Below are 19,503 nucleotides of genomic sequence, written 5' to 3'. Positions count from 1 at the left end.
AGGACAGCTCGTTTATTATATCTCGGAAAGTTCTTTTTGTCAAGCACTTTTTTGAAATATTTTTTCAAGTTCTTTCGAGCGGCTTGCCGTTTTTGACGGCTCAGTTATAATACCACACCTGTTTTCAAAATGCAAGCATTTTCGCCAAAAAAATTCAAAAAATTTCAGGAGGTCATCCAAAGCCTCCTGAAACCCTTATTCCTGCAACAGCTGCCCCCGAAGATTCTGCAATATCTTCCGCTCCCTGCGGGAGATCTGTACCTGGGTGGTGCCCAGTACCTTTGCAGTCTCGCTCTGGGTCTTGCCGGAGAAAAACCGCAGAAAAATCAGCTGCCGGTCCTGGGGCGGTAGAGTAGCCAGCACCTCCTGCAGGCTGATGCGATCCGCCAGCTCCTCCTCCGGGGATTCCACCGGGATATCCACCTCCCGGCCGCCCTCCTCTTCCGCCGCCGGGGTGAGCGAAAGCGCAGGCTGGCTGGCACGGATGGCCAGGGCCACCTGCTCCGGCTTTGCCTGCACCGCCTGTGCCAGCTGGCTCACGCTGGGCTCGCAGCCGTTCTGCTTGATCATCTGCTCCCGGGCTGCGCTTACCCGAAGGCCCAGTTCCTTGAGCGAACGGCTCACCTTAACGGTTCCCCCATCCCGGAAGAGCTTTTTGATCTCACCCAGAATCACCGGCACCGCATAGGTGGAAAACTGCACCCCGCGCTCCTGGTCAAATCCGTCGTAGGCCTTGATCAGACCCATGCAGCCCGCGGAATACAGATCGTCGTACTCCACACCCCTGCCCCGGAACCGGCTGGCACAGGCGTGGACCAGCCCCAGATTGTTTTCAATGAATTCCTCCCGTGGTCCAAGTGTTGTGGGCATACTTCCCTTCCCCTTTCTATATCTTATGTAAAAAAGGGAAATCATTGCTTGGTGCTCAGGGTCTTACTCATCACCACTCGGGTGCCCTTGCCAGGCGTGCTTGTCACCCGCACCTTATCCATAAAGCTCTGCATCACCGCGAAGCCCAGTCCGGCCCGTTCCTCCGGGTTGCCGGTGGTGAACATTGGCTGCATCGCCTTTTCCACGTCCGGAATGCCCACGCCCCGGTCGGTCACCGTAATTTTCACCAGGCCATCCTCATACAGGGCCGCGGTCAGATACACCAGCCCCACCTGCCGGGGGTAGGCATGGACGATGCAGTTGGTCACCGCCTCGCTCACCGCGGTTTTCATATCCGCCAGCTCGGGCACGGTGGGGTCCGCCTGAGCCAGAAAGGCCGCCAGCGCTCCCCGGGCAAAGCCCTCGTTCACACTGCGGGAATAAAAGCTGATCTTCATCAGATTATAGGCTTTCATGCTTGCCGCTCCTTTTCTATTGATATTCCACACGGGCCAGATCCAGCATCTTCTTGATGGAGTCCGGCGCCTGCTGCACCACCAGCTGCCCTTCGGTGGCCTGCATCCGCCGGGCCCGGCCCAAAATGAGCCCCACGCCGGAGGAATCCATAAAGGTCACTCCGCCGAAATCCAGAATCAGCCGGGCGGGCATCCGGGCCGAAAGCTCCGCGTCGATCTGCTGGCGCAGCATCTGGGCGGAATGATGGTCGATCTCGCCGCTCAAGTAGGCCGCCAGCACATCGTCCGCGCTGGTAAACATCACCTGTGCCATTTCCGTTCTCCTTTCACGTCCTTTTGGGGGCAAAAAAAGACCCCGTATTCTTGGCACTTACCAATATACGGGGTCTTGGGTGAATATTTTGCCGCAACCCGTCAGCTGCGGTGAATTTTTAAGTAAGCCGCTTCAGCAGCTCTGGCCGGGCCTGGGCCGCCAGATACAGCGAGCCGCACACCACCGCGCCATTTGCATGGGCCAGTGCCTCATCCAGCGCCTGGTCCAGGTCCGCACAGGCGGTCACCTTTACTTTGGGAGCCACGGTGTGGGCCAGCTCCGCCAGCTCCTGGGCCTCCATCGCCCGGGGGCAGGGCGGGGTTACGGTATAAATGATGTCAAAGCAGGGAGCCAGCGCCTCCAGGATTTGAGCGGCTGCCTTGTCCGCCAGAACGCCCAGCACCGCCGCCGGCTTCTTTTTGGTATGGGTGCGCAGCACGCCCGCCAGGGCCTTGGCCCCCGCCGGGTTATGGCAGCCGTCCAGAATCACCAGCGGCTCCTTGCGCAGTACCTCGATGCGTGCCGGGAACCGGGCGGTCTCCAGACCGCTCAGAATGGCTTCATCGGAAATCTCGTAACCCTTGCGCCACAAGGCCAGGGCGATCTCCACCGCCATGGCCGCATTGCAGCTCTGGTGTGCGCCCAGGAAGGGCAGCTCCACCTCATAGCCGCCATAGGAGAAGGGATTGGTCAGCGGCTGGGGCTGGTCGGGCAGGTTCAGATCCTCCGGCTGGGGCTGCACCAGCTCCGCCTTCTGGCGGATACACTCCGCCACGATGGCCTGCTGAGCCTCCGGGTCCTGCAGCGGATAGCAAACCACCGTGCAGCCGGGCTTGATGATGCCTGCCTTTTCCTGAGCGATGGCTTCCAGCGTATCGCCCAGCACCTCGGTGTGGTCCAGGTCGATGCGGGTGATGGCTGCCACCAGGGTGTTGTCCACCCCGTTGCTGGCATCATTTTTTCCACCCACACCAGTCTCCAATACCGCCAGATCGCACTGCTCCTGATAGAACCAGAGCAGCGCCGCTGCGGTGACCGCGGTGAACTGCACCGGCTCCTCGTCCAGCTGCGCGGCGGCGGCACGCACCTGGCCCGCCACCTGTTCCAGCGTATCCGCCGGAATCATCTCACCGTTGATCTGCATCCGCTCCCGGAAGTCCAGCACATAGGGTGAGATGGTGAGCCCGGTCTTATACCCGGCTTCTTTTAAAATATTAGCCGTCAGGGTGGACACGGTACCCTTGCCGTTGGTACCCGCCACATGTACAAAATCCAGATAATTCTGCGGGTCGCCCAGCTTGGTCAGCAGCTGTCGCATCCCCTCCACCCCGGGTTTGCCGTTGGTGCGGGGCAGGCTTTGCAGCCACTCAGTATTCGATTTCGATGCTGGTGTCATAGCTTTCCTCTTCCTCCTCTTTCTGCTGCGGGACAACCGGCTCCCACTGAGGCTGCGGCTCCGGGACGCGCCGGGCAGCCTGACGGGCCGGGCGTGCGGGCGGCTGGTACTGAGGCTGAGGCTCCTCCTCCCATTCCTCTTCCGGGTCCTCGTCCCACTGCTCCTGGGGCTGAGGCGCCGGGCTGGGTGCAGGGCGCTTTTTTGCCGGGCGAGGCTGGGGCTCCGGCTCCATCAGCTCCCGGTCATCGTGCCGGTGCACAAACAGGATCACACACATGCGGCAGAACATCAGAATCAGCAGCGCTACAAACAACCCCACCAGGAAACCGGCAAAGTCGATCCACACATCCTTCACGCTGGAACCCCGGCCATCCACAAAGATCTGGATGGTCTCGTCGGTTACGGCAGTGCCCAGGCCCAGAAACAGCGGCCAGCTCACATGCTTGATGAAGTGACGGGTGTACACCCGCAGGCAGAGCATGAACCAAAAGCCCATCATCATAAACTCTGTGAAATGGGCCATCTTGCGGATCACATGAAGGCTGAAGGGGCCAAGGCCCACGGTACCGGCTACCTCGTTGACCACCTGCTGCACCTGCTCGCTGCGCAGGCTGGACTGCTCTGCGATCTGCAGAGAGTTCTGAAAAATGAACACTACGCTGTAGATCAGACAGGCAGTGAAAAGGATTCGAAAAAAGATTGTAAACGGGCTCGTTCGTTTTTTCTGATACAAAAATCCACCCCTCCTAATGATTATCATACACACAATACTTTCCCGTGTGTCTTCCGCCATTATAGCACATCTGTCAAACCCCGGAACATCCCCGTCCCTGCTTGTTATACGAGAAAGGAGCCCGGTTTGCTGCAAACCAGGCTCCTTTTTCATGGATTTTTTACAAACTTCTGGCAGTTTCTCAGCCCAGAGCCGCGATGGACTCCTCCACGCGGGCCAGCTTTTCCTGAGCGCGGGCCAGCTTCTGGCGGATTTCCTCCACCACGTTGGCGGGCGCCTTGTTCACAAAGCCCTCGTTGCTCAGCTGACGGCTGAACATGCCGATCTCCTTCTCAGCACCGGCCTTCTCCTTGTTCAGGCGGGCCAGCTCCTTCTCCCGGTCGATCAGCTCCATCATGGGGATGAAGCCGCGGGCCGCATGGGTGATGACCTGCACCATGCCGGCGGTGTCGCCGGTGTACTTCTCGGTGAGGGTCACATCGGTGGCGAAGGCGAACTTGGCCAGATAATCACCGCCACGGCGGAAGGCCTCGGTCTCACTGGTCTCGATGATCATGCTGCTGCGCTTGGCAGGATGCACGTTCATCTCGGCACGGATGGTACGAACCGCCTTGATGTAGTCCATCAGCTTCTCAAAGTCGGCTTCCTCGGCAGCGTAGTTCAGCTCCTCGGTGAATACCGGCCACTGCTCGGTCATGATGGTCTCGCTGGTGCCGGGCAGAGCGCGGTAGATCTCCTCAGTGATGAAGGGCATGAAGGGATGCAGCAGCTTCAGCGCCTGGGTCAGCACGTACACCAGCACCTTGCGGGCGTTGTCGGCCTCCTCGGGATCGGTGGAGTTCAGGCGAACCTTGGCGATCTCGATGTACCAGTCGCAGTAAACCTCCCAGATGAAGTCCTGCACCTTCTGGGCAGCCAGGCCCAGCTCGAACTTATCCAGATTGTCGGTGACGGTGCGGGCCAGGTTGTTCAGGGTGGACAGAATCCACTTGTCGCTCAGGTCCAGCTTATCCGCAGCGGGCAGACCGGCCTGGAAGTCCTCAGGCAGGTTCATCATCACGAAGCGGGTGGCGTTCCACAGCTTGTTGGCGAAGTTCCGGCTGGCCTTGATCTTCTCGTCGGAAAAGCGCATGTCGTTGCCGGGGGTGGAGCCCAGAACCAGGGTCAGACGCAGGGCGTCGGCGCCGTACTGGGCAATGATCTCCAGCGGGTCGATACCGTTGCCCAGGCTCTTGGACATCTTGCGGCCCTGAGCATCGCGCACCAGACCGTGGATCAGCACGGTGTCGAAGGGCACCTTGCCGGTGTACTCCAGGCCGGAGAAGATCATACGGCTCACCCAGAAGGTGATGATGTCGTAGCCGGTGACCAGGGTGTTGGTGGGATAGAAGTAATCCAGGTCCTCGGTCTTGTCCGGCCAGCCCAGGGTGCTGAAGGGCCACAGGGCGCTGGAGAACCAGGTGTCCAGGGTATCCTCATCCTGACGCAGGGCACCGCCGCACTTGGGACAGGTGGTCATGGGCTCATCGCTCACATGCACCTCGCCGCAGGCGTCGCAGTAGTAGGCGGGAATCCGATGGCCCCACCACAGCTGACGGCTGATGCACCAGTCGCGGGTGTTTTCCATCCAGTGGTAGTACTGTTTGTCAAAGCGCTCGGGCACGAACTTGATGCGGCCGTCCCGCACCGCGTCGATGGCCGGACCGGCCAGGGGCACCATGCGCACGAACCACTGCTTGGAAACCATGGGCTCGATGGTGGTGCCGCAGCGGTAGCAGGTGCCAACGTTGTGGGCGTGGGGCTCGATCTTCTCCAGATAGCCGCCCGCCTCCAGATCGGCCACGATGGCCTTGCGGGCCTCGTAGCGGTCCATACCGGCATACTTGCCGCAGTCGGCGGTCATGTGGGCGGTCTCGTCCAGCACCTTCACGATGGGCAGGTTGTGGCGCTGGCCTACCTCGAAGTCGTTGGGGTCATGGGCGGGGGTGATCTTCACCACGCCGGTGCCGAACTCCATGTCCACATAGGTATCGGTAACGATGGGGATCTCCTTGTTCAGCAGGGGCAGCAGCACCTTCTTGCCATGCAGGTGCTTGTAGCGCTCGTCATCCGGATGGATGGCCACGGCGGTATCACCCAGCATGGTCTCGGGACGGGTGGTGGCCAGAACCAGGAACTCGTCGGTGCCCACAATGGGGTACTTCAGGTGCCAGAAGCTGCCCTCCTGGTCCTCATACTCCACCTCAGCATCGGAGATGCTGGTCTTGCAGTGGGGGCACCAGTTGATGATGCGCTCGCCGCGGTAGATCAGGTCCTTGTCGTACAGATACTTGAAGACCTTCAGCACAGCCTTGCTGCAGCCCTCGTCCATGGTGAAACGCTCGCGGTCCCAGTCGCAGGAGCAGCCCAGCTTTTTCAGCTGGCTCACAATGCGGTCGCCGTACTGGTTCTTCCAGGCCCAGGCGCGCTCCAGGAAGCCCTCGCGGCCCAGCATCTCCTTGGTCAGGCCCTCTTCCTTCATCTTGGCCACAACCTTGGCCTCGGTGGCAATGGAGGCGTGGTCGGTGCCGGGCACCCACAGGGCGGCATAGCCCTGCATGCGCTTGTAGCGGATCAGAATATCCTGCCAGGTCTCGTCCATGGCATGGCCCATGTGCAGCTGGCCGGTCACGTTCGGCGGCGGCATCACGATGGTGTAGGGCTTTTTGTTCTTATCCGCCTTGGTGTGGAAGTAGCCGCCATTCAGCCAGAAGGCATAAATGTCGTCTTCCACGCGGGCGGGATCATACAATTTTTCCAGTTCTTTCATTGATTTTCCCTCCTGTTTCGGTTGCTGCCGGGGCAAACAAAAAGGCCGCCCCAGGCGTGTGTTCACACTTGGGACGGCCTGTACAAAACAATACAATACCGCGGTACCACCCAAATTGCCGCCGGAAACCGGCAGCCACTCGGAGCCCTTAACGCGGGCGGCACGGGCAGAGGCTACTGAAGGTTCACCCCGCCTGCTCAAAAGCGACAGCACCCGGCGCGTTCTGCCGGGCTTTCACCTGCCCCCGGCTCTCTTTTCCAAAACGCATTGCCGTGCGCCCTCTTTTTCAGCGCATTTGTAATAATGATTATAGCAACATCCGGCCGCCGCGTCAATCACTGCAGCGCAAGAGCCGGTCAGCCCAGAGAAATGCCCATGCGGCGGGCGACCTCCAGCATGCCGTGACCGTCCGGAACCAGACGGCTCTTACCGGCGATCTCCTCCAGCGGGTTCTCGGTGACGTGGTTGTTGCGCATGGCAACGGTCACGCCGTACTTCTCGTGCTCCACCAGCTTGGCGGCGTAGGTGCCGAACTGGGTAGCCAGCACGCGGTCATAGGCAGAAGGCGAACCGCCCCGCTGCATGTGGCCGGGCACGCAGACGCGGGTCTCGAAGCCGGTCATCTTCTCGATCTGGGCCGCGATGCGGTTGGTGGCAGTGGTGTAGCCCTGCTCCTTGCGGCGGGCGGCACGCTCCTTCTTCTTCATGCGGGCTTCCTCGTTGTCGAAGGCGCCCTCAGCCACCGCCAGGATGGAGAAGGTCTTGCCCTGAGAGGCACGGCGCTCCACGGCAGCGCATACATTATCAATGTTATAGGGCATTTCGGGGATCAGGATGATGTCCGCGCCGCCGGCCACGCCTGCATACAGGGTCAGCCAGCCGGCCTTGTTGCCCATCAGCTCCACCACCATGCAGCGGCGATGGCTGGAAGCGGTGGTGTGGATGCGGTCGATCACCTCGGTGGCGATGTCCACCGCGGTATGGAAACCGAAGGTCACGTCGGTGCCGTAGATGTCGTTGTCGATGGTCTTGGGAAGGCCGATCACGTTCAGGCCCTCCTGGGCCAGCAGGTTGGCGGTTTTATGGGTGCCGTTGCCGCCCAGGCAGAGCAGGCAGTCCAGCTTCATTTCCTCGTAGTTCTTCTTCATGGCGGCCACCTTGTCCACCTGGTCCTCACCGATGACCCGCATCAGCTTGAAGGGGGTGCGCTTGGTGCCCAGAATGGTGCCGCCCATGGTCAGGATACCGGAAAACTCCTCCGGCTCCATCTCACGCCACTGGCCGTTGATCAGGCCGGAGTAACCGTTGGTGATGCCCACGATCTGCACATCTTCTCCCATGCGCTGATACAGCGCCTTCGCCACGCCGCGAATGGTGGCGTTCAGGCCGGGGCAGTCGCCGCCGGACGTAAGGATACCAATCCGTTTTTTCATAGTTCCAATTCCTCCCTCACAGCCCGGCCGAACCGCCGGGAGCAGCCTTTGACTCGGTGTCAAAAACTGCATACATTTTCTTTTTTTAGAGTATCGCCCTTTTTGGTGGTTTGTCAATCTTTTTTGCGGAAAAAGAACCGTAAAAAAATTGAAAAAAAGTGGTTGACATTTTCCCGTTCAGTGCTATAATAAATTATCGTTAGGGCAACGCTCCGGCAAATGAATATTGGAGAATTGTGTAAGGGTAGCACGACAGACTCTGACTCTGTTTGTGAGGGTTCGAATCCTTCTTCTCCAACCAGAAATAGCAGCAGCCTGCACGCTGCTGCTATTTTTTACATCGGGGTGTAGCGCAGTTGGTAGCGCGCCTGGTTCGGGACCAGGAAGCCGTGGGTTCAAGTCCCGTCACTCCGACCAAAAATCGGCAAGCACCGTCAGGGGCTTGCCGATTTTTACTTCTTCACTTTTCACTCTTCACTTTTCACAAAAAGTAGTACAGCTTTTTCTTTGAATACCGCAGAAGCTTCGGCTTCTGCGGTATTTTTGTTTGTTCAAATCATTCCCCAGCCAGACTTGTCAATGTGTCGCCGGTGATGCGGTAGACCGTCCAGTCCTCCATTGGCTGCGCCCCCAGCGAGAGATAAAAGTCAATGCTGGGCCTGTTCCAGTCCAGGCACCACCATTCCAGGCGGCCGCATCCCCGCTCCACCGCGATGGCCGCCAGCTTCTTCAGAATCGCCTTGCCGTAGCCCCGGCCTCGGTACTCGGGATTCACATACAGATCCTCCAGATATAAACCGGCCCGGCCCAGGAAGGTGGAGAAGTTGTGGAAAAACAGCGCAAAGCCCACTTCCCGGCCGTCCGCCAGCACAAACAATACCTCCGCTTTCTGCTTGCAGAAGATCCATTCCTTCAGCGTGGCCTCATCTGCCACCACCTCACCGAGCATCCCCTCGTAGTCGGCCAGCTCCCGGATAAATTGCAGAATCAGCGGAGTATCCTCTTCCTCTGCAAAGCGAAATACGGGCGTTTGATTCATCCGGCATTCCTCCTGTCGTTCCGGGCCCTTTTCTTCCGTTTCGAGAAAAGGCCCGTTTTTTGTATCTGCACAAATTTTATCACAAATCCGCCGGGGAATCCATTTTACCGCCCGCCGGGCACGCCGCTTTTCTTTTGTTGTTTCCTCTTATATAATAAAGGGACGGGCTGCTGGGTCCTTCCCGGCCCTATTTTATTGAAAAGGAGCGTATCGCTTGAAAGCACTGTGCACCAATTTCCGGGGATACTACCCCCAGCTGATCCTCGGACCCCTGTTCAAATTGCTGGAAGCCGTGCTGGAGCTCATGGTCCCTCTGCTCATGGCCAATATCATTGACGTGGGCATTGCCGGCGGAGACCGGGCCTATGTGCTGCGGCAGGGTCTTTTTCTTCTTTTGCTGGCGGTACTTGGCGTTGCGGCAGCCACCACCTGCCAGTACTTTGCCAGCGTGGCCGCCTTTGGCTTCGGCGCCTCCCTGCGCCGCCAGGTCTTCCGCCACATCCTCAGCCTGTCCGGCCATGAGACCGACGCCATCGGCGCGGGCAGCCTGATCACTCACATCACCAACGATGTGAACCAGGTGCAGAACGGCGTGAACATGTTCATCCGTCTTGCCACCCGAGCGCCTTTTCTGGCCATCGGTTCCATCGTGATGGCCTTTGTGCTGAACGCACGCATCGCGCTGATTTTTCTGATCTCCACCCCACTGATCGTATTGGTCCTGTATCAGGTGATGAAACGCACCCTACCGGACTATGCCCGCATCCAGCAGCGGCAGGAGACACTGGGCACCCTGACCGGCCAGAACCTGGAGGGCGCCCGGGTCATCCGTGCCTTTTCCCGCCAGGAAAGCGAGAAGAAGGATTTCGCCGCTGCCAGCGACGCCCACAGCGCCCTCACCATCCAGGTGGGCCGCATCTCGGCCGCGCTGAATCCCCTCACCTATGTGATCGCCAACTTTGCCATTCTGGCCATTCTCTGGTACGGCGCCCGCTTTGCGGACCGGGGCCTGATTCTCAGCGGCGATGTGTTCGCCATGGTCAACTACATGACCCAGACCCTTCTGGCACTGATTGTGCTGGCCAACCTGATCGTCCAGTTCACCCGCGCTGCGGCCAGCGCCAAACGGCTGAGTACCCTGCTGGCCACCGAGAGCAGCATCAAAAGTGAAAGCGTACCTCGTACCCGGGAGCCGGGCGCCTTCCTGGCATTTGAGCAGGTGGACTTTTCCTACGCGGGCCCCTCGGGCAAAAACGCCCTGGAAGGGGTGAGCTTCACCGCCGAACGAGGCCAGACCATCGGCGTGATCGGCGGCACCGGCTGCGGCAAGACCACTCTGGCCAACCTGATTTTGCGGTTTTACGATGTCACCGGCGGCCGCATCCTGCTGGATGGCCAGGACCTGCGCAGCTATCCACTGGAAGCCCTGCGGGAAAAGATCGGCTATGTGCCCCAGAACGTGAAGCTGTTTTCCGGCACCATTCGCAGCAACCTGCAGCTGGGCGCGCCCCAGGCGGATGACGAAGATTTGTGGGCAGCCCTCACCACCGCCCAGGCCCGGGACTTTGTACAGCAGAAGCCGGAAGGTCTGGACACTCCGGTGGAGGAGGGCGGCAAAAACTTCTCCGGCGGCCAGCGCCAGCGTCTGACCATCGCCCGGGCTCTGGCAAAGCGGCCCTCACTGTTGATTCTGGATGACTCCTTCAGCGCACTGGATTTTGCCACCGACGCAGCACTGCGCCGCGCCCTGAAGCAGGACACCAGCGGCATGACGGTTCTGCTCATCAGCCAGCGCGCCTCAGCCGTTAAGGACGCAGACCGAATCCTGGTCATGGACGAGGGCCGGCTCGTGGGCCAGGGCAGCCATGAGGAGCTGCTGCAGAACTGCCCGGTCTACCGGGAGATCTGCGTTTCCCAGAAGCTGGTGCAGCAAGCAACCCCGGAAAGCGAGGTGAGCAGCCGATGAAACGCTCCATTCTGAAACGAATCTTTTCCTACCTGCGGCCCTACCGGGGCAGCCTTGTACTGGGTTGTATTTCCGCTGTGCTGCAGGTGGCCTTCACTCTGATGACGCCGGTGCTCATCGGCCGCGCCATCGACTGCCTGATCGGACCGGGCCTTGTGCAGTTCCGGCATCTGGCTGTTCTTCTGGCAGTGATGGCTCTGTGCATCCTGCTGGCCGCGGGCTTCCAGTGGGTGATGAATGTGTGCATCCGCCGCATCAGCGCCCTTGCTGCACAGGACATGCGCCAGCAGGCCTTCAACGCCCTGAATGCGGTCCCCATTTCCACCATCGACCAGCTGCCCCACGGCGATCTGGTCAGCCGTCTGGTCAACGACACGGACGCAGTGTCCGAAGGTCTGCTGCAGGGGCTTACCCAGCTGCTGCCCGGCGCGGCCACCATTCTGGGCGTTCTAGTCATCATGTTTTATCTGAACCCCTTCATCGCGCTGGTGGTGGTGCTGGTCACCCCGCTGTCCATCCTGTTTGCCCGCTTTGTGGCCAGCCGCACCCATGCGCTGTTCCGCAAGCAGGCCGCGGCCCAGGGCCAGCTTTCCGCCTATGTGAATGAGATGGTGAACGGCCAGGATCTGGTGAAGGCCTTCGGTCATGAGGCTCAGTGCTGCGAAACCTTCGACCGGATCAACGAGGAGCTGCGAAGTGCCAGCCTGTGGGCGGTGTTCTACTCGGCGGCAGCCAACCCGGGCACCCGTTTTGTGAACAACATCGTTTACGGCGCGGTGGGTGTGTTCGGCGGTCTGGCCGCTCTGAGCGGCGCGCTGAGTGTGGGTACCCTGAGCGCCTTTCTCACCTACGCCAACCAGTACACCAAGCCCTTCAACGAGGTCACCAGCGTGCTCACCCAGCTGCAGACCGCCATGGCCAGCGCCCAGCGCCTGTTCCAGACCATCGATCTGAAACCGGAACCGGCGGATGCTCCCGGTGCGCTGGCGCCCGAACGCTGCAGCGGCCGGGTGGAGCTGGACCGGGTGGATTTTTCCTACCGGAAGGACGTTCCGCTGATTCAAAACCTCTGCCTGAAGGTGGAGCCGGGCCAGCGCATCGCCATCGTAGGGCCCACCGGCTGCGGCAAGACCACCCTCATCAACCTGCTGATGCGCTTTTACGAGGTGGACGGCGGGCGGATTCTGGTGGACGGTGTTCCGGCACGGCAGCTCAAACGCAGCGCTCTGCGGGGCATGTACGGTATGGTGCTGCAGGAAACCTGGCTGAAAAATGCCACCGTGCGGGAGAACATCGCCTACGGCAAGCCGGATGCCACCATGGACCAGATCATCCAGGCAGCCAAAGCCGCCCATACCGATGGCTTCATCCAGCGCCTGCCTCAGGGCTACGACACCCTCATCGCCCCGGGCGGCGGCAACCTTTCCGCCGGGCAAAAACAGCTGCTGTGCATCGCCCGCATTCTGCTGTGCCGGCCCCAGATGCTCATTCTGGACGAAGCCACCAGCAACATCGACACCCGCACCGAGATGCTGGTGCAGCAGGCCTTCGAGCAATTGATGGAGGGCCGCACCAGCTTTGTGGTGGCGCACCGGCTTTCCACCATCCAGACGGCGGACCAGATTCTGGTCATGGATGCGGGACACATCGTGGAACAGGGCACCCACCGGGAACTTCTGGCCAAGGGTGGATTCTATGCCCGGCTTTACAACAGCCAGTTCGCCGCCCAGTGACACACCCCGCCTGTTTTCGCCCAAATTCTCATTTTTTGTTCCCCTTGTGGGCACAGATATGATATAATATATAAAATAACGATTCAGCCGGGGCGGGCGGCTCACCGTCCGCCCTGGGGGCTCTAGGGATGTGCAAGGAGGCAATCTGGCATGGATATTATGGTACTGGGCGTAGCTGGCGGCACCGGCAGCGGAAAAACCACGTTGACCCGACGTTTAAAGGAGCGCTTTGGCGACCAGATCAGCGTGATCAGCCACGATAACTACTACAAGCGTCAGGACCACCTGACCTACGACGAGCGCTGCCGCACCAACTACGACCACCCGGACGCCTTTGATACCGACCTGATGGTGGAGCATCTGGCCGCGCTGAAGCGGGGCGAGACCATCTACTGCCCGGTATACGATTTCTCGGAGCACAACCGTTCGGACGATCTGCTGGAGATCAAGCCCGCACCTGTGATTCTGGTGGAGGGCATTCTGATCTTCGCCAGCCAGGAGCTGTGCGATCTGATGGACATCAAGGTCTTTGTGGACACCGACGCCGACGTGCGCATCCTGCGCCGCATCGTGCGGGACGTGAAAAAGCGCGGCCGCACACTGGACAGCGTCGTCTCCCAGTATCTGACCACCGTAAAGCCCATGCACGAGCAGTTTGTGGAGCCCAGCAAGCGCCGGGCCGATCTGATTATTCCCGAGGGCGGCAAAAACCCCGTTGCTCTGGAAATGCTCATCCACCGGCTGGAAAGCCATCTGAACCAGGCCTGACCGATAAAAACAGCGGCCCCGCGTACCCTGAACAGGGTACGCGGGGCCGTTTTTATTTCTTTTTGTACGAAAAATCGCTTAGTCTTCCAGAATGATCTCTGCCGCCAACTGGCCAACCTGCTGCATCCGCTCACGTCCCTCCTCAGGGAAGGAGACGTCCTGGTCCCCCCAGTCGGTGAACATGGAGATGATGTAGGGCCGGTCCGCATAGACAATGGCCATATCGTGCAGCGCCTGATCCCAGCTGCCGTACTTTTTGGCCGCCGGGGCCGGGCAATACAACAGGTCATGGTCCGCCGCCAGGAAAGCCTCCTGCAGCTGCAGAGCATTTTCGGTGCCGGTCTCAAAATAGTCATACAGCGCCCGCATGGCCCGGCCGCCGTCTGCACCGGTGACCCAGCCATGGATGCCTTCCTCCACCACCTCACAGCCTTCCGGGCTGGCGAAGCCCAGCTCGCTCAAAAAGTCCGAGAAGCCGGTGTCCAGGCTGCCGGGCCACATGGCGCCCAGGTCATGGGCCGCTCCGTTGCTGCTGTGGGCGATCATGGGGTAGATCAGATCCCAGCCGGTATCGCCGCCGACAGTCGCGTTCAGGTCGATCAGGCCCTCCTCATCCCGCTGGCAAAGCCACAGGGCATAAGGCGCCTTCAAGGTACTGGCGCAGTAAAAACCGTTGTCCGGCTTGTATGTATAGGTCTGGCCGGAAGTGATGTCCTGAATCCACACCGAGATACTGCCGGGCATACTGTCCAGCAAAGCATCCATCTCGGCTGCTTCCGCCGCGGTAATGGGCTCCTCACTGCTCAGCTCCGGCTGAGGTGTGGCAGTGGGCTGAGGTGTGGCAGTGGGCTGAGGCGTGGCGGTGGGCTCCGGCTCGGATTCCGGTTCCGGCGCGGGATGCGCCTGACTGACGCTCTGGCTCACAGAGGCGCTGGCCGCCGCTCCCACTGCCTGCCGCATCATCGAGCGGGCGGCCGCCACAATCACCAGAATCATCACCACCACCATCACAACCCAGGGCCAGCGGGCGTGTTTCTTTTTGCGGGTCTTTCTTGTTTGTGTTTTCATTGCCGTTTTCTATGCGGCGCTCAAACCGCCGCGTTCCTCCCTTTCCCCCCAAAAGCAAATCGCCGGTCATGAAAATACCGGCCGGTTTGTTCCTTTATTATACTACAAATTTGTCAAAACAGGCCAATTACACAAATTTTTCAACTTCTGACCCGGTGTTCTTCCCCAAAACGAAAGCCACGCCGGAAGTTCCGGCGTGGCTTTCCGCTACTGATACGTTCGACCCTCAGGCGCCCTTTTTCCAGTTGTCGCTCATACGCTCCCACCAGGTGGGTTCGTAGGTCCCCAACTGCTTATGGTATGCCTTTTCCGCAGCGCGCATTGCCTTATCCGCTTTGCGCTGCTCGGCGGTGTAGTTCACCATTCCGTAGCTGTTCACATCGATCTCGATCTCGGGCTTTACCCGGCCGGATTGTGCAGGCATCAAAAACAACATAAAACGCGCATCTCCTTTCAACAGCGTTTGTACCAGCTCGCGCACAAGCCCCGGTGGCTGTGCGCAAAAAAACGGGAAATGCAACCGCATCCCCCGCCTTTTTCATTTGAAGAATCGTTTCAGCAGGGTCTGCAACCGCCGGCCAACTCCCGGCCGGTAAGTTCCAAGCTCTTTCTGATAGGCCTCTTCGGCCGCTTTCATCTGTTTTTCCGCTTCGTGTTGCCCGGCGGTCTGCCGGCGGGAAAGCCCGGTCTCATCAAACTGCCGCATCTCCGCGGCCGTGCGCGGGATTCTGGTGTTCATGACCGCTCACTCCCTTTTACGCGCTGCGGAACAGCGCCTTGAAGCGCTTCAGAAGGGTAGGCTTATAAATTCCAAGCTCCTTCTGGTAGGCGGCTTCCGCGGCTTTCATCGCTTTCTCGGCGTCCTTTGCGCCGGCGGAAAAGCCCTCTGTCTCGTTATACAGCTTGGCGTTCAGCCCTTGCTGGATCTGATTGGGGCCGTAATTCATAATTCCTACCTCCTCTCCTCGCTTTTAGAATATCACACAAAATTCAAAAAAGCAAGCAGAATTCTTTTAGCCAGATCACCAAAGAGTGGTCACCTGATTGTACATCTCAATGTAGCTCTGGGCGGATACATTCCAGCTGAAATCGCAGCACATGGCGCGGCGCACCAGTACCGGCCAGCCCTCCTTCTGCCAGTAGCCTTCCTTGGCACGCCAGCAGGCCTCATACAGGTCATGGGCATTGTACTGGCTGAAGGTGAAGCCGTTGCCGTAGCCGTCGCCGGAATCGTGAATGGAATCCCGCAGGCCGCCGGTCTCACGCACAATGGGGATGGTGCCGTAGCGGCAGGCCACCATCTGAGCCAGACCGCAGGGCTCACTCTTGGAGGGCATCAGGAACATATCCGCGCCCGCATAAATGCGGCGGGCCAGCGGCGGCACAAAGCCGATGTAAACGCCCACCCGGCCGGGATGACGGGCTGCCAGATCACTGAAGAACGCCTCATAGGCGTGCTCGCCATTGCCCAGGATCACCAGCTCGATGCCCTGCTCCAACAGGCCTTCGGCCACGCTGCGCACCAGATCCACGCCCTTGTGGCCCACCAGGCGGGTCACCATGGCCATCACGGGGCTGCCATCCTGGTCCAGGTTGAACTCCTCCTGCAGCGCCTTCTTGCAAGCTGCCTTGCCCTCAGGGAAGGTATCCGCATTGTAATGAGCGGCAATGTTGGGGTCGGTCTCGGGATTGTAGGAATCCACGTCGATGCCGTTCAGAATACCGCACAGCTTGTACTGCTTCTGACGCAGCAGGCCGTCCAGACCATGGCTGAACCAGGGGTCCAGAATCTCGCCCGCGTAGGTGGGGCTTACAGTGCTCACCTTGTCGGAGGTCTCGATGGCGCCCTTCATGAAGTTGGCGCAGCCATCGTACTCCACAATGTGGGCGTCTCGGCGGCCGATGCCGCAGGTGTCTTCCAGGATATCCAGGCCGTATTTGCCCTGGTACTGGATGTTGTGGATGGTAAACACGGTCTTGATGCGGCTGAACTTGTCCAGATGACGGTAGTACATGTTCAGGAACACCGGCACCAGAGCGGTCTGCCAGTCGTTGGCGTTGATCACATCCGGCACAAAATCAGTATAGAACAGCATCTCCAGAATGGCCCGGCTGAAGAAGGCGAAGCGTTCGCCGTCGTCATAGAAGCCATACAGACCGCTACGGCGGAAGTAGTATTCGTTGTCCAGAAAATAGAAGGTCACACCATCCCGCTGGCAGGTGAACAGGCCGCAATACTGGCTGCGCCAGCCCACCGGCACGCTGAAGTTGGTCACGTAGGTCAGCTGGTCACGGAACTTCAGATCGCCGTACAGCGGCATGACCACCCGGCAATCCACGCCGTTTTTCACAAGTGCCTTGGGCAGGCTGCCCGCCACATCGCCCAGACCGCCGGAGGCGGCAAAGGGATTGGCCTCGCTGGCGCAAAAAAGAACATTCATCGTGTTGTCCTCCTTCAATGGGGTATATATGGGATAGGGCGGGAGCCGGTGGAATCCCCGGCTCCCGCCCCGGGGAGAGAGATCAGGGAATACTCAGATTCCCTTCAAGGATTATTTATACCGTATGCCCCTTGGCCACATATACCGGGAAGGTATCTGTGCCGGACAGCTTCTTATCGGCAGTGATCTTCACGTTCTTGTCGGTCACAGCGTATTCCACTTCGGCGCCGGCTTCCACAACGGTGTTCTGCATCAGCACGCAGTTCTTGACCTTCGCGCCCTTCTTGACCTTAACACCGCGGAACAGAACGCAGTTCTCCACTTCACCCTCAATGATGCAGCCGTCGGCCACCATGCTGTTCTTCACCTGGCAGTCCATGGCATAACGGGTGGGGGCATTGTCGTGTACCTTGGTGTAAACGGGCTTATCCTCGGGGAACAGCGCATCCAGATTCTTGGGGTCCAGCAGACGCATGTTCTCTTCGAAGTAGCTCTTGCGGTCCGCGATACGGGCGGTGTAGCCGGTGTACTCGAAGCCCTGTACATTCAGCAGCTCCAGGTTGCGGGCCAGAATGTCCTTCTCGAAGTACAGCAGGCCGCGGATGGAGGCGTCCTTGATCATGGCGATCAGGCTCTCGCGCTGGATGATGTACACGTTCATGGACAGGTTCTGCACGCCGGGACGGTAGTCGTTGGTGAGCAGCTCGGTCACGCGGCCGTCCTGCAGCTTCAGAGTGTAGTTGTCCTCTTTCAGGCCCTGAGGAATAAGACTGCGCTGATACATCACGGTCACATCGGCCTGGCTGGCCACATGAGCAGCGATCAGCTCGTTGAAATCAAAGTTGAAGGCCACGTCGGAATCGCTCATGATCACGAACTCTTCCTTCTGATCCTCCAGGAACTCTACCAGGCTGGCCAGCGCTTCCACGCGGCCGCGGTACAGCTTCACATTGGCTTCCGCATAGGGGGGAACCAGGTTCAGACCGCCGCGCTTGCGGGTCAGGTCCCATTCACGGCCGGAGCCCAGATGGTCCATCAGGGAGTGGTAGTTCTGCTTAACCACGATGGACACATTGCTGATGCCGGAATTCACCATGCTGGACAGCACAAAGTCGATCAGGCGGTAACGGCCGCCAAAGGGTACGGAAGCCATGGTACGCTCGGCCACCAGTTCCTGCACCAGGGAGTCATGCGCGTTGGGGAAAATAATTCCCAGAGCGTCCGTGTTCGATTTTACCATTGCTCCTCACCATCCTTAACATCTTTAACAACCATTGCCTTGGGGCCTACCTTGGCATTCGCGCCAATGGTCACGCCCTCGCCAACAACGGCCACGCCCCAGTCGTCCACGTTCTCCATGTCTTCCGGGCGCTCGCCAACGACCGCGCCGCTCTTCACGACCACGTTCTCAGCGATAATGGAATATTTTACGGTTGCACCGGGCTCGATGACCGAACCGGGCATTACGATGGAATCCTCCACCACGGCGCCCTCGCCCACCTTAACACCGGCGAACAGAACGCTCTGAACCAGCTTGCCTTCCACGCGGCAGCCCTCGGTGACCATGGAATTGTCGATCACCGCATTGGCGCCGATCCACTGGCCGGGCATACCGGAGTTGCGGGAGTAGATCTTCCAGTCGTCGCTCCAGACGTCCAGAGAAACGTTGGGGTTCAGCAGGTCCATGTTGGCGTCCCACAAGCTGCTGATGGTTCCAACGTCCTTCCAGTAGCCCTCGAAGTGATAGGCCACCATCTTTTCCTTGCTGGCCAGCATGCTGGGGATGATGTTCTTGCCGAAATCGTTGTCGGAAGCGGGGTTGGCCTCGTCCTCGATCAGGAACTTGCGCAGCTTCTCCCAGGTGAAGATGTAGATACCCATGGAGGCCAGATTGCTCTTGGGCTCCTTCGGCTTCTCTTCAAACTTGGTGATCACGTTGTTCTCGTCGGCGGTCATGATGCCGAAGCGGCTGGCCTCCTCCCAGGGCACCTCCATAACAGCGATGGTGCAGTCGGCCTCGTTCTCCTTGTGGAAATCCAGCATTTTGCCGTAGTCCATCTTGTAGATGTGGTCGCCGGACAGGATCACCACGTAGCTGGGATTGTAGCGGTCGATGAAGTTGATGTTCTGATAAATAGCATTGGCAGTGCCCTTGTACCAGTCAGAGCCGGTGGCCGTCTGGTACGGAGGCAGCACATGTACACCACCGTACAGCCGGTCCAGGTCCCAGGGCTGGCCATTGCCGATGTACTCATTCAGCACCAGAGGCTGGTACTGGGTCAGGATGCCAACCGTGTCGATGCCGGAGTTCACACAGTTGGACAGGGGGAAGTCGATGATGCGGTATTTTCCCCCAAACGGTACAGCCGGTTTTGCCAGCCGTTGGGTCAGGGCGTAAAGCCGTGAGCCCTGGCCGCCGGCCAGCAGCATTGCGATACATTCTTTCATAATTTTTCTC

18 protein-coding genes and 2 tRNA genes are annotated in these 19,503 nt (G+C 59.4%); 5 read left to right on the top strand and 15 right to left on the bottom strand.

The genetic code is table 11. The features are described 5' to 3' along the window. Positions 1-195 precede the first annotated feature (195 nt). From PH256_RS14440 to PH256_RS14410, 7 genes are all read right to left on the bottom strand, one after another. Positions 196-870 carry a sigma-70 family RNA polymerase sigma factor gene (locus tag PH256_RS14440; protein ID WP_270914726.1) on the bottom strand — a complete coding sequence of 225 codons (675 nt, stop codon included), beginning with the start codon at positions 868-870 and terminating at the stop codon, positions 196-198. 41 nt (positions 871-911) lie between these two features. Next, on the bottom strand, positions 912-1,346 hold the full coding sequence (spoIIAB, locus tag PH256_RS14435; protein WP_087183633.1) for an anti-sigma F factor: 435 nt from the start codon (positions 1,344-1,346) through the stop codon (positions 912-914). A 16-nt stretch (positions 1,347-1,362) separates the two neighbouring features. Then, positions 1,363-1,659, bottom strand: a complete 297-nt coding sequence (locus PH256_RS14430) for an STAS domain-containing protein (protein WP_087183634.1) — start codon at positions 1,657-1,659, stop codon at positions 1,363-1,365. 118 nt (positions 1,660-1,777) lie between these two features. Continuing rightward, positions 1,778-3,055: a bifunctional folylpolyglutamate synthase/dihydrofolate synthase gene (locus PH256_RS14425; protein ID WP_270914725.1), complete on the bottom strand. Its 1,278-nt coding sequence runs from the start codon at positions 3,053-3,055 to the stop codon at positions 1,778-1,780. Then, on the bottom strand, positions 3,027-3,788 hold the full coding sequence (locus PH256_RS14420) for a VanZ family protein (RefSeq protein ID WP_242956111.1): 762 nt from the start codon (positions 3,786-3,788) through the stop codon (positions 3,027-3,029). Before PH256_RS14420 ends, PH256_RS14425 begins: the two co-directional genes overlap by 29 nt. Before the next feature lie 181 nt (positions 3,789-3,969). Beyond that, a complete protein-coding gene (locus tag PH256_RS14415) occupies positions 3,970-6,597 on the bottom strand; it encodes a valine--tRNA ligase (protein ID WP_087183637.1) in 2,628 nt (875 codons plus the stop codon). Positions 6,598-6,953: 356 nt separating this feature from the next. Then, the gene (locus PH256_RS14410) at positions 6,954-8,030 is read right to left on the bottom strand and encodes a 6-phosphofructokinase (RefSeq protein WP_087183638.1); all 1,077 of its coding nucleotides are present in this window, start codon (positions 8,028-8,030) and stop codon (positions 6,954-6,956) included. 227 nt (positions 8,031-8,257) lie between these two features. Here PH256_RS14410 and PH256_RS14405 point away from each other — a divergent pair. Together PH256_RS14405 and PH256_RS14400 are read left to right on the top strand one after the other, a co-directional pair. Then, positions 8,258-8,331 (top strand) — tRNA-Gln (locus PH256_RS14405). Positions 8,332-8,371: 40 nt separating this feature from the next. Continuing rightward, positions 8,372-8,447, top strand: a tRNA-Pro gene (locus tag PH256_RS14400). Positions 8,448-8,586: 139 nt separating this feature from the next. On the opposite strand, the gene PH256_RS14395 is transcribed toward PH256_RS14400, so the two are convergent. Then, a complete protein-coding gene (locus PH256_RS14395) occupies positions 8,587-9,069 on the bottom strand; it encodes a GNAT family N-acetyltransferase (RefSeq protein WP_087183639.1) in 483 nt (160 codons plus the stop codon). Positions 9,070-9,283: 214 nt separating this feature from the next. Between PH256_RS14395 and PH256_RS14390 the strand changes: the two genes are divergently transcribed. The 3 genes from PH256_RS14390 to udk all read left to right on the top strand — a co-directional run bounded on the left by PH256_RS14390 (position 9,284) and on the right by udk (position 13,536). Next, positions 9,284-11,035, top strand: a complete 1,752-nt coding sequence (locus PH256_RS14390; protein ID WP_270914724.1) for an ABC transporter ATP-binding protein — start codon at positions 9,284-9,286, stop codon at positions 11,033-11,035. After that, a complete protein-coding gene (locus PH256_RS14385; RefSeq protein WP_270914723.1) occupies positions 11,032-12,768 on the top strand; it encodes an ABC transporter ATP-binding protein in 1,737 nt (578 codons plus the stop codon). The genes PH256_RS14390 and PH256_RS14385 overlap by 4 nt, the downstream gene beginning before the upstream one ends. Positions 12,769-12,918: 150 nt before the next feature. After that, on the top strand, positions 12,919-13,536 hold the full coding sequence (gene udk / locus PH256_RS14380; RefSeq protein ID WP_058963563.1) for a uridine kinase: 618 nt from the start codon (positions 12,919-12,921) through the stop codon (positions 13,534-13,536). 78 nt (positions 13,537-13,614) lie between these two features. On the opposite strand, the gene PH256_RS14375 is transcribed toward udk, so the two are convergent. The 7 genes from PH256_RS14375 to PH256_RS14345 all read right to left on the bottom strand — a co-directional run bounded on the left by PH256_RS14375 (position 13,615) and on the right by PH256_RS14345 (position 19,496). After that, a complete protein-coding gene (locus PH256_RS14375) occupies positions 13,615-14,604 on the bottom strand; it encodes a serine hydrolase (protein ID WP_270914722.1) in 990 nt (329 codons plus the stop codon). A 226-nt stretch (positions 14,605-14,830) separates the two neighbouring features. Beyond that, complete coding sequence (locus PH256_RS14370; RefSeq protein WP_087183643.1) at positions 14,831-15,040, bottom strand: hypothetical protein; 210 nt, start codon at positions 15,038-15,040, stop codon at positions 14,831-14,833. Positions 15,041-15,142: 102 nt separating this feature from the next. After that, positions 15,143-15,343 carry a hypothetical protein gene (locus PH256_RS14365; RefSeq protein ID WP_270914721.1) on the bottom strand — a complete coding sequence of 67 codons (201 nt, stop codon included), beginning with the start codon at positions 15,341-15,343 and terminating at the stop codon, positions 15,143-15,145. 16 nt (positions 15,344-15,359) lie between these two features. Continuing rightward, the gene (locus PH256_RS14360) at positions 15,360-15,551 is read right to left on the bottom strand and encodes a hypothetical protein (RefSeq protein WP_270914720.1); all 192 of its coding nucleotides are present in this window, start codon (positions 15,549-15,551) and stop codon (positions 15,360-15,362) included. Positions 15,552-15,626: 75 nt separating this feature from the next. Beyond that, the gene (gene glgA / locus PH256_RS14355; protein ID WP_270914719.1) at positions 15,627-17,045 is read right to left on the bottom strand and encodes a glycogen synthase GlgA; all 1,419 of its coding nucleotides are present in this window, start codon (positions 17,043-17,045) and stop codon (positions 15,627-15,629) included. A gap of 115 nt (positions 17,046-17,160) precedes the next feature. Next, complete coding sequence (gene glgD, locus PH256_RS14350) at positions 17,161-18,285, bottom strand: glucose-1-phosphate adenylyltransferase subunit GlgD (protein ID WP_270914718.1); 1,125 nt, start codon at positions 18,283-18,285, stop codon at positions 17,161-17,163. Continuing rightward, the gene (locus PH256_RS14345; RefSeq protein ID WP_087183648.1) at positions 18,279-19,496 is read right to left on the bottom strand and encodes a glucose-1-phosphate adenylyltransferase; all 1,218 of its coding nucleotides are present in this window, start codon (positions 19,494-19,496) and stop codon (positions 18,279-18,281) included. The genes glgD and PH256_RS14345 overlap by 7 nt, the downstream gene beginning before the upstream one ends. Positions 19,497-19,503 lie beyond the last annotated feature (7 nt).

Source organism: Allofournierella sp. CML151 (genome assembly GCF_027853465.1).
In the GTDB taxonomy this organism is placed as follows: domain Bacteria; phylum Bacillota; class Clostridia; order Oscillospirales; family Ruminococcaceae; genus Allofournierella.
This window is presented reverse-complemented; position numbering and strand designations above follow the sequence as displayed.

Coding starts and splice junctions, on each gene's coding strand:
- PH256_RS14415 (WP_087183637.1), bottom strand. CDS start 6,597: ATGAAAGAACTGGAAAAATTGTATGATCCCGCCCGCGTGGAAGACGAC.
- glgA (WP_270914719.1), bottom strand. CDS start 17,045: ATGAATGTTCTTTTTTGCGCCAGCGAGGCCAATCCCTTTGCCGCCTCC.
- glgD (WP_270914718.1), bottom strand. CDS start 18,285: ATGGTAAAATCGAACACGGACGCTCTGGGAATTATTTTCCCCAACGCG.
- PH256_RS14365 (WP_270914721.1), bottom strand. CDS start 15,343: ATGAACACCAGAATCCCGCGCACGGCCGCGGAGATGCGGCAGTTTGAT.
- spoIIAB (WP_087183633.1), bottom strand. CDS start 1,346: ATGAAAGCCTATAATCTGATGAAGATCAGCTTTTATTCCCGCAGTGTG.
- PH256_RS14375 (WP_270914722.1), bottom strand. CDS start 14,604: ATGAAAACACAAACAAGAAAGACCCGCAAAAAGAAACACGCCCGCTGG.
- PH256_RS14395 (WP_087183639.1), bottom strand. CDS start 9,069: ATGAATCAAACGCCCGTATTTCGCTTTGCAGAGGAAGAGGATACTCCG.
- PH256_RS14430 (WP_087183634.1), bottom strand. CDS start 1,659: ATGGCACAGGTGATGTTTACCAGCGCGGACGATGTGCTGGCGGCCTAC.
- udk (WP_058963563.1), top strand. CDS start 12,919: ATGGATATTATGGTACTGGGCGTAGCTGGCGGCACCGGCAGCGGAAAA.
- PH256_RS14440 (WP_270914726.1), bottom strand. CDS start 870: ATGCCCACAACACTTGGACCACGGGAGGAATTCATTGAAAACAATCTG.
- PH256_RS14360 (WP_270914720.1), bottom strand. CDS start 15,551: ATGAATTACGGCCCCAATCAGATCCAGCAAGGGCTGAACGCCAAGCTG.
- PH256_RS14370 (WP_087183643.1), bottom strand. CDS start 15,040: ATGTTGTTTTTGATGCCTGCACAATCCGGCCGGGTAAAGCCCGAGATC.
- PH256_RS14425 (WP_270914725.1), bottom strand. CDS start 3,055: ATGACACCAGCATCGAAATCGAATACTGAGTGGCTGCAAAGCCTGCCC.
- PH256_RS14385 (WP_270914723.1), top strand. CDS start 11,032: ATGAAACGCTCCATTCTGAAACGAATCTTTTCCTACCTGCGGCCCTAC.
- PH256_RS14410 (WP_087183638.1), bottom strand. CDS start 8,030: ATGAAAAAACGGATTGGTATCCTTACGTCCGGCGGCGACTGCCCCGGC.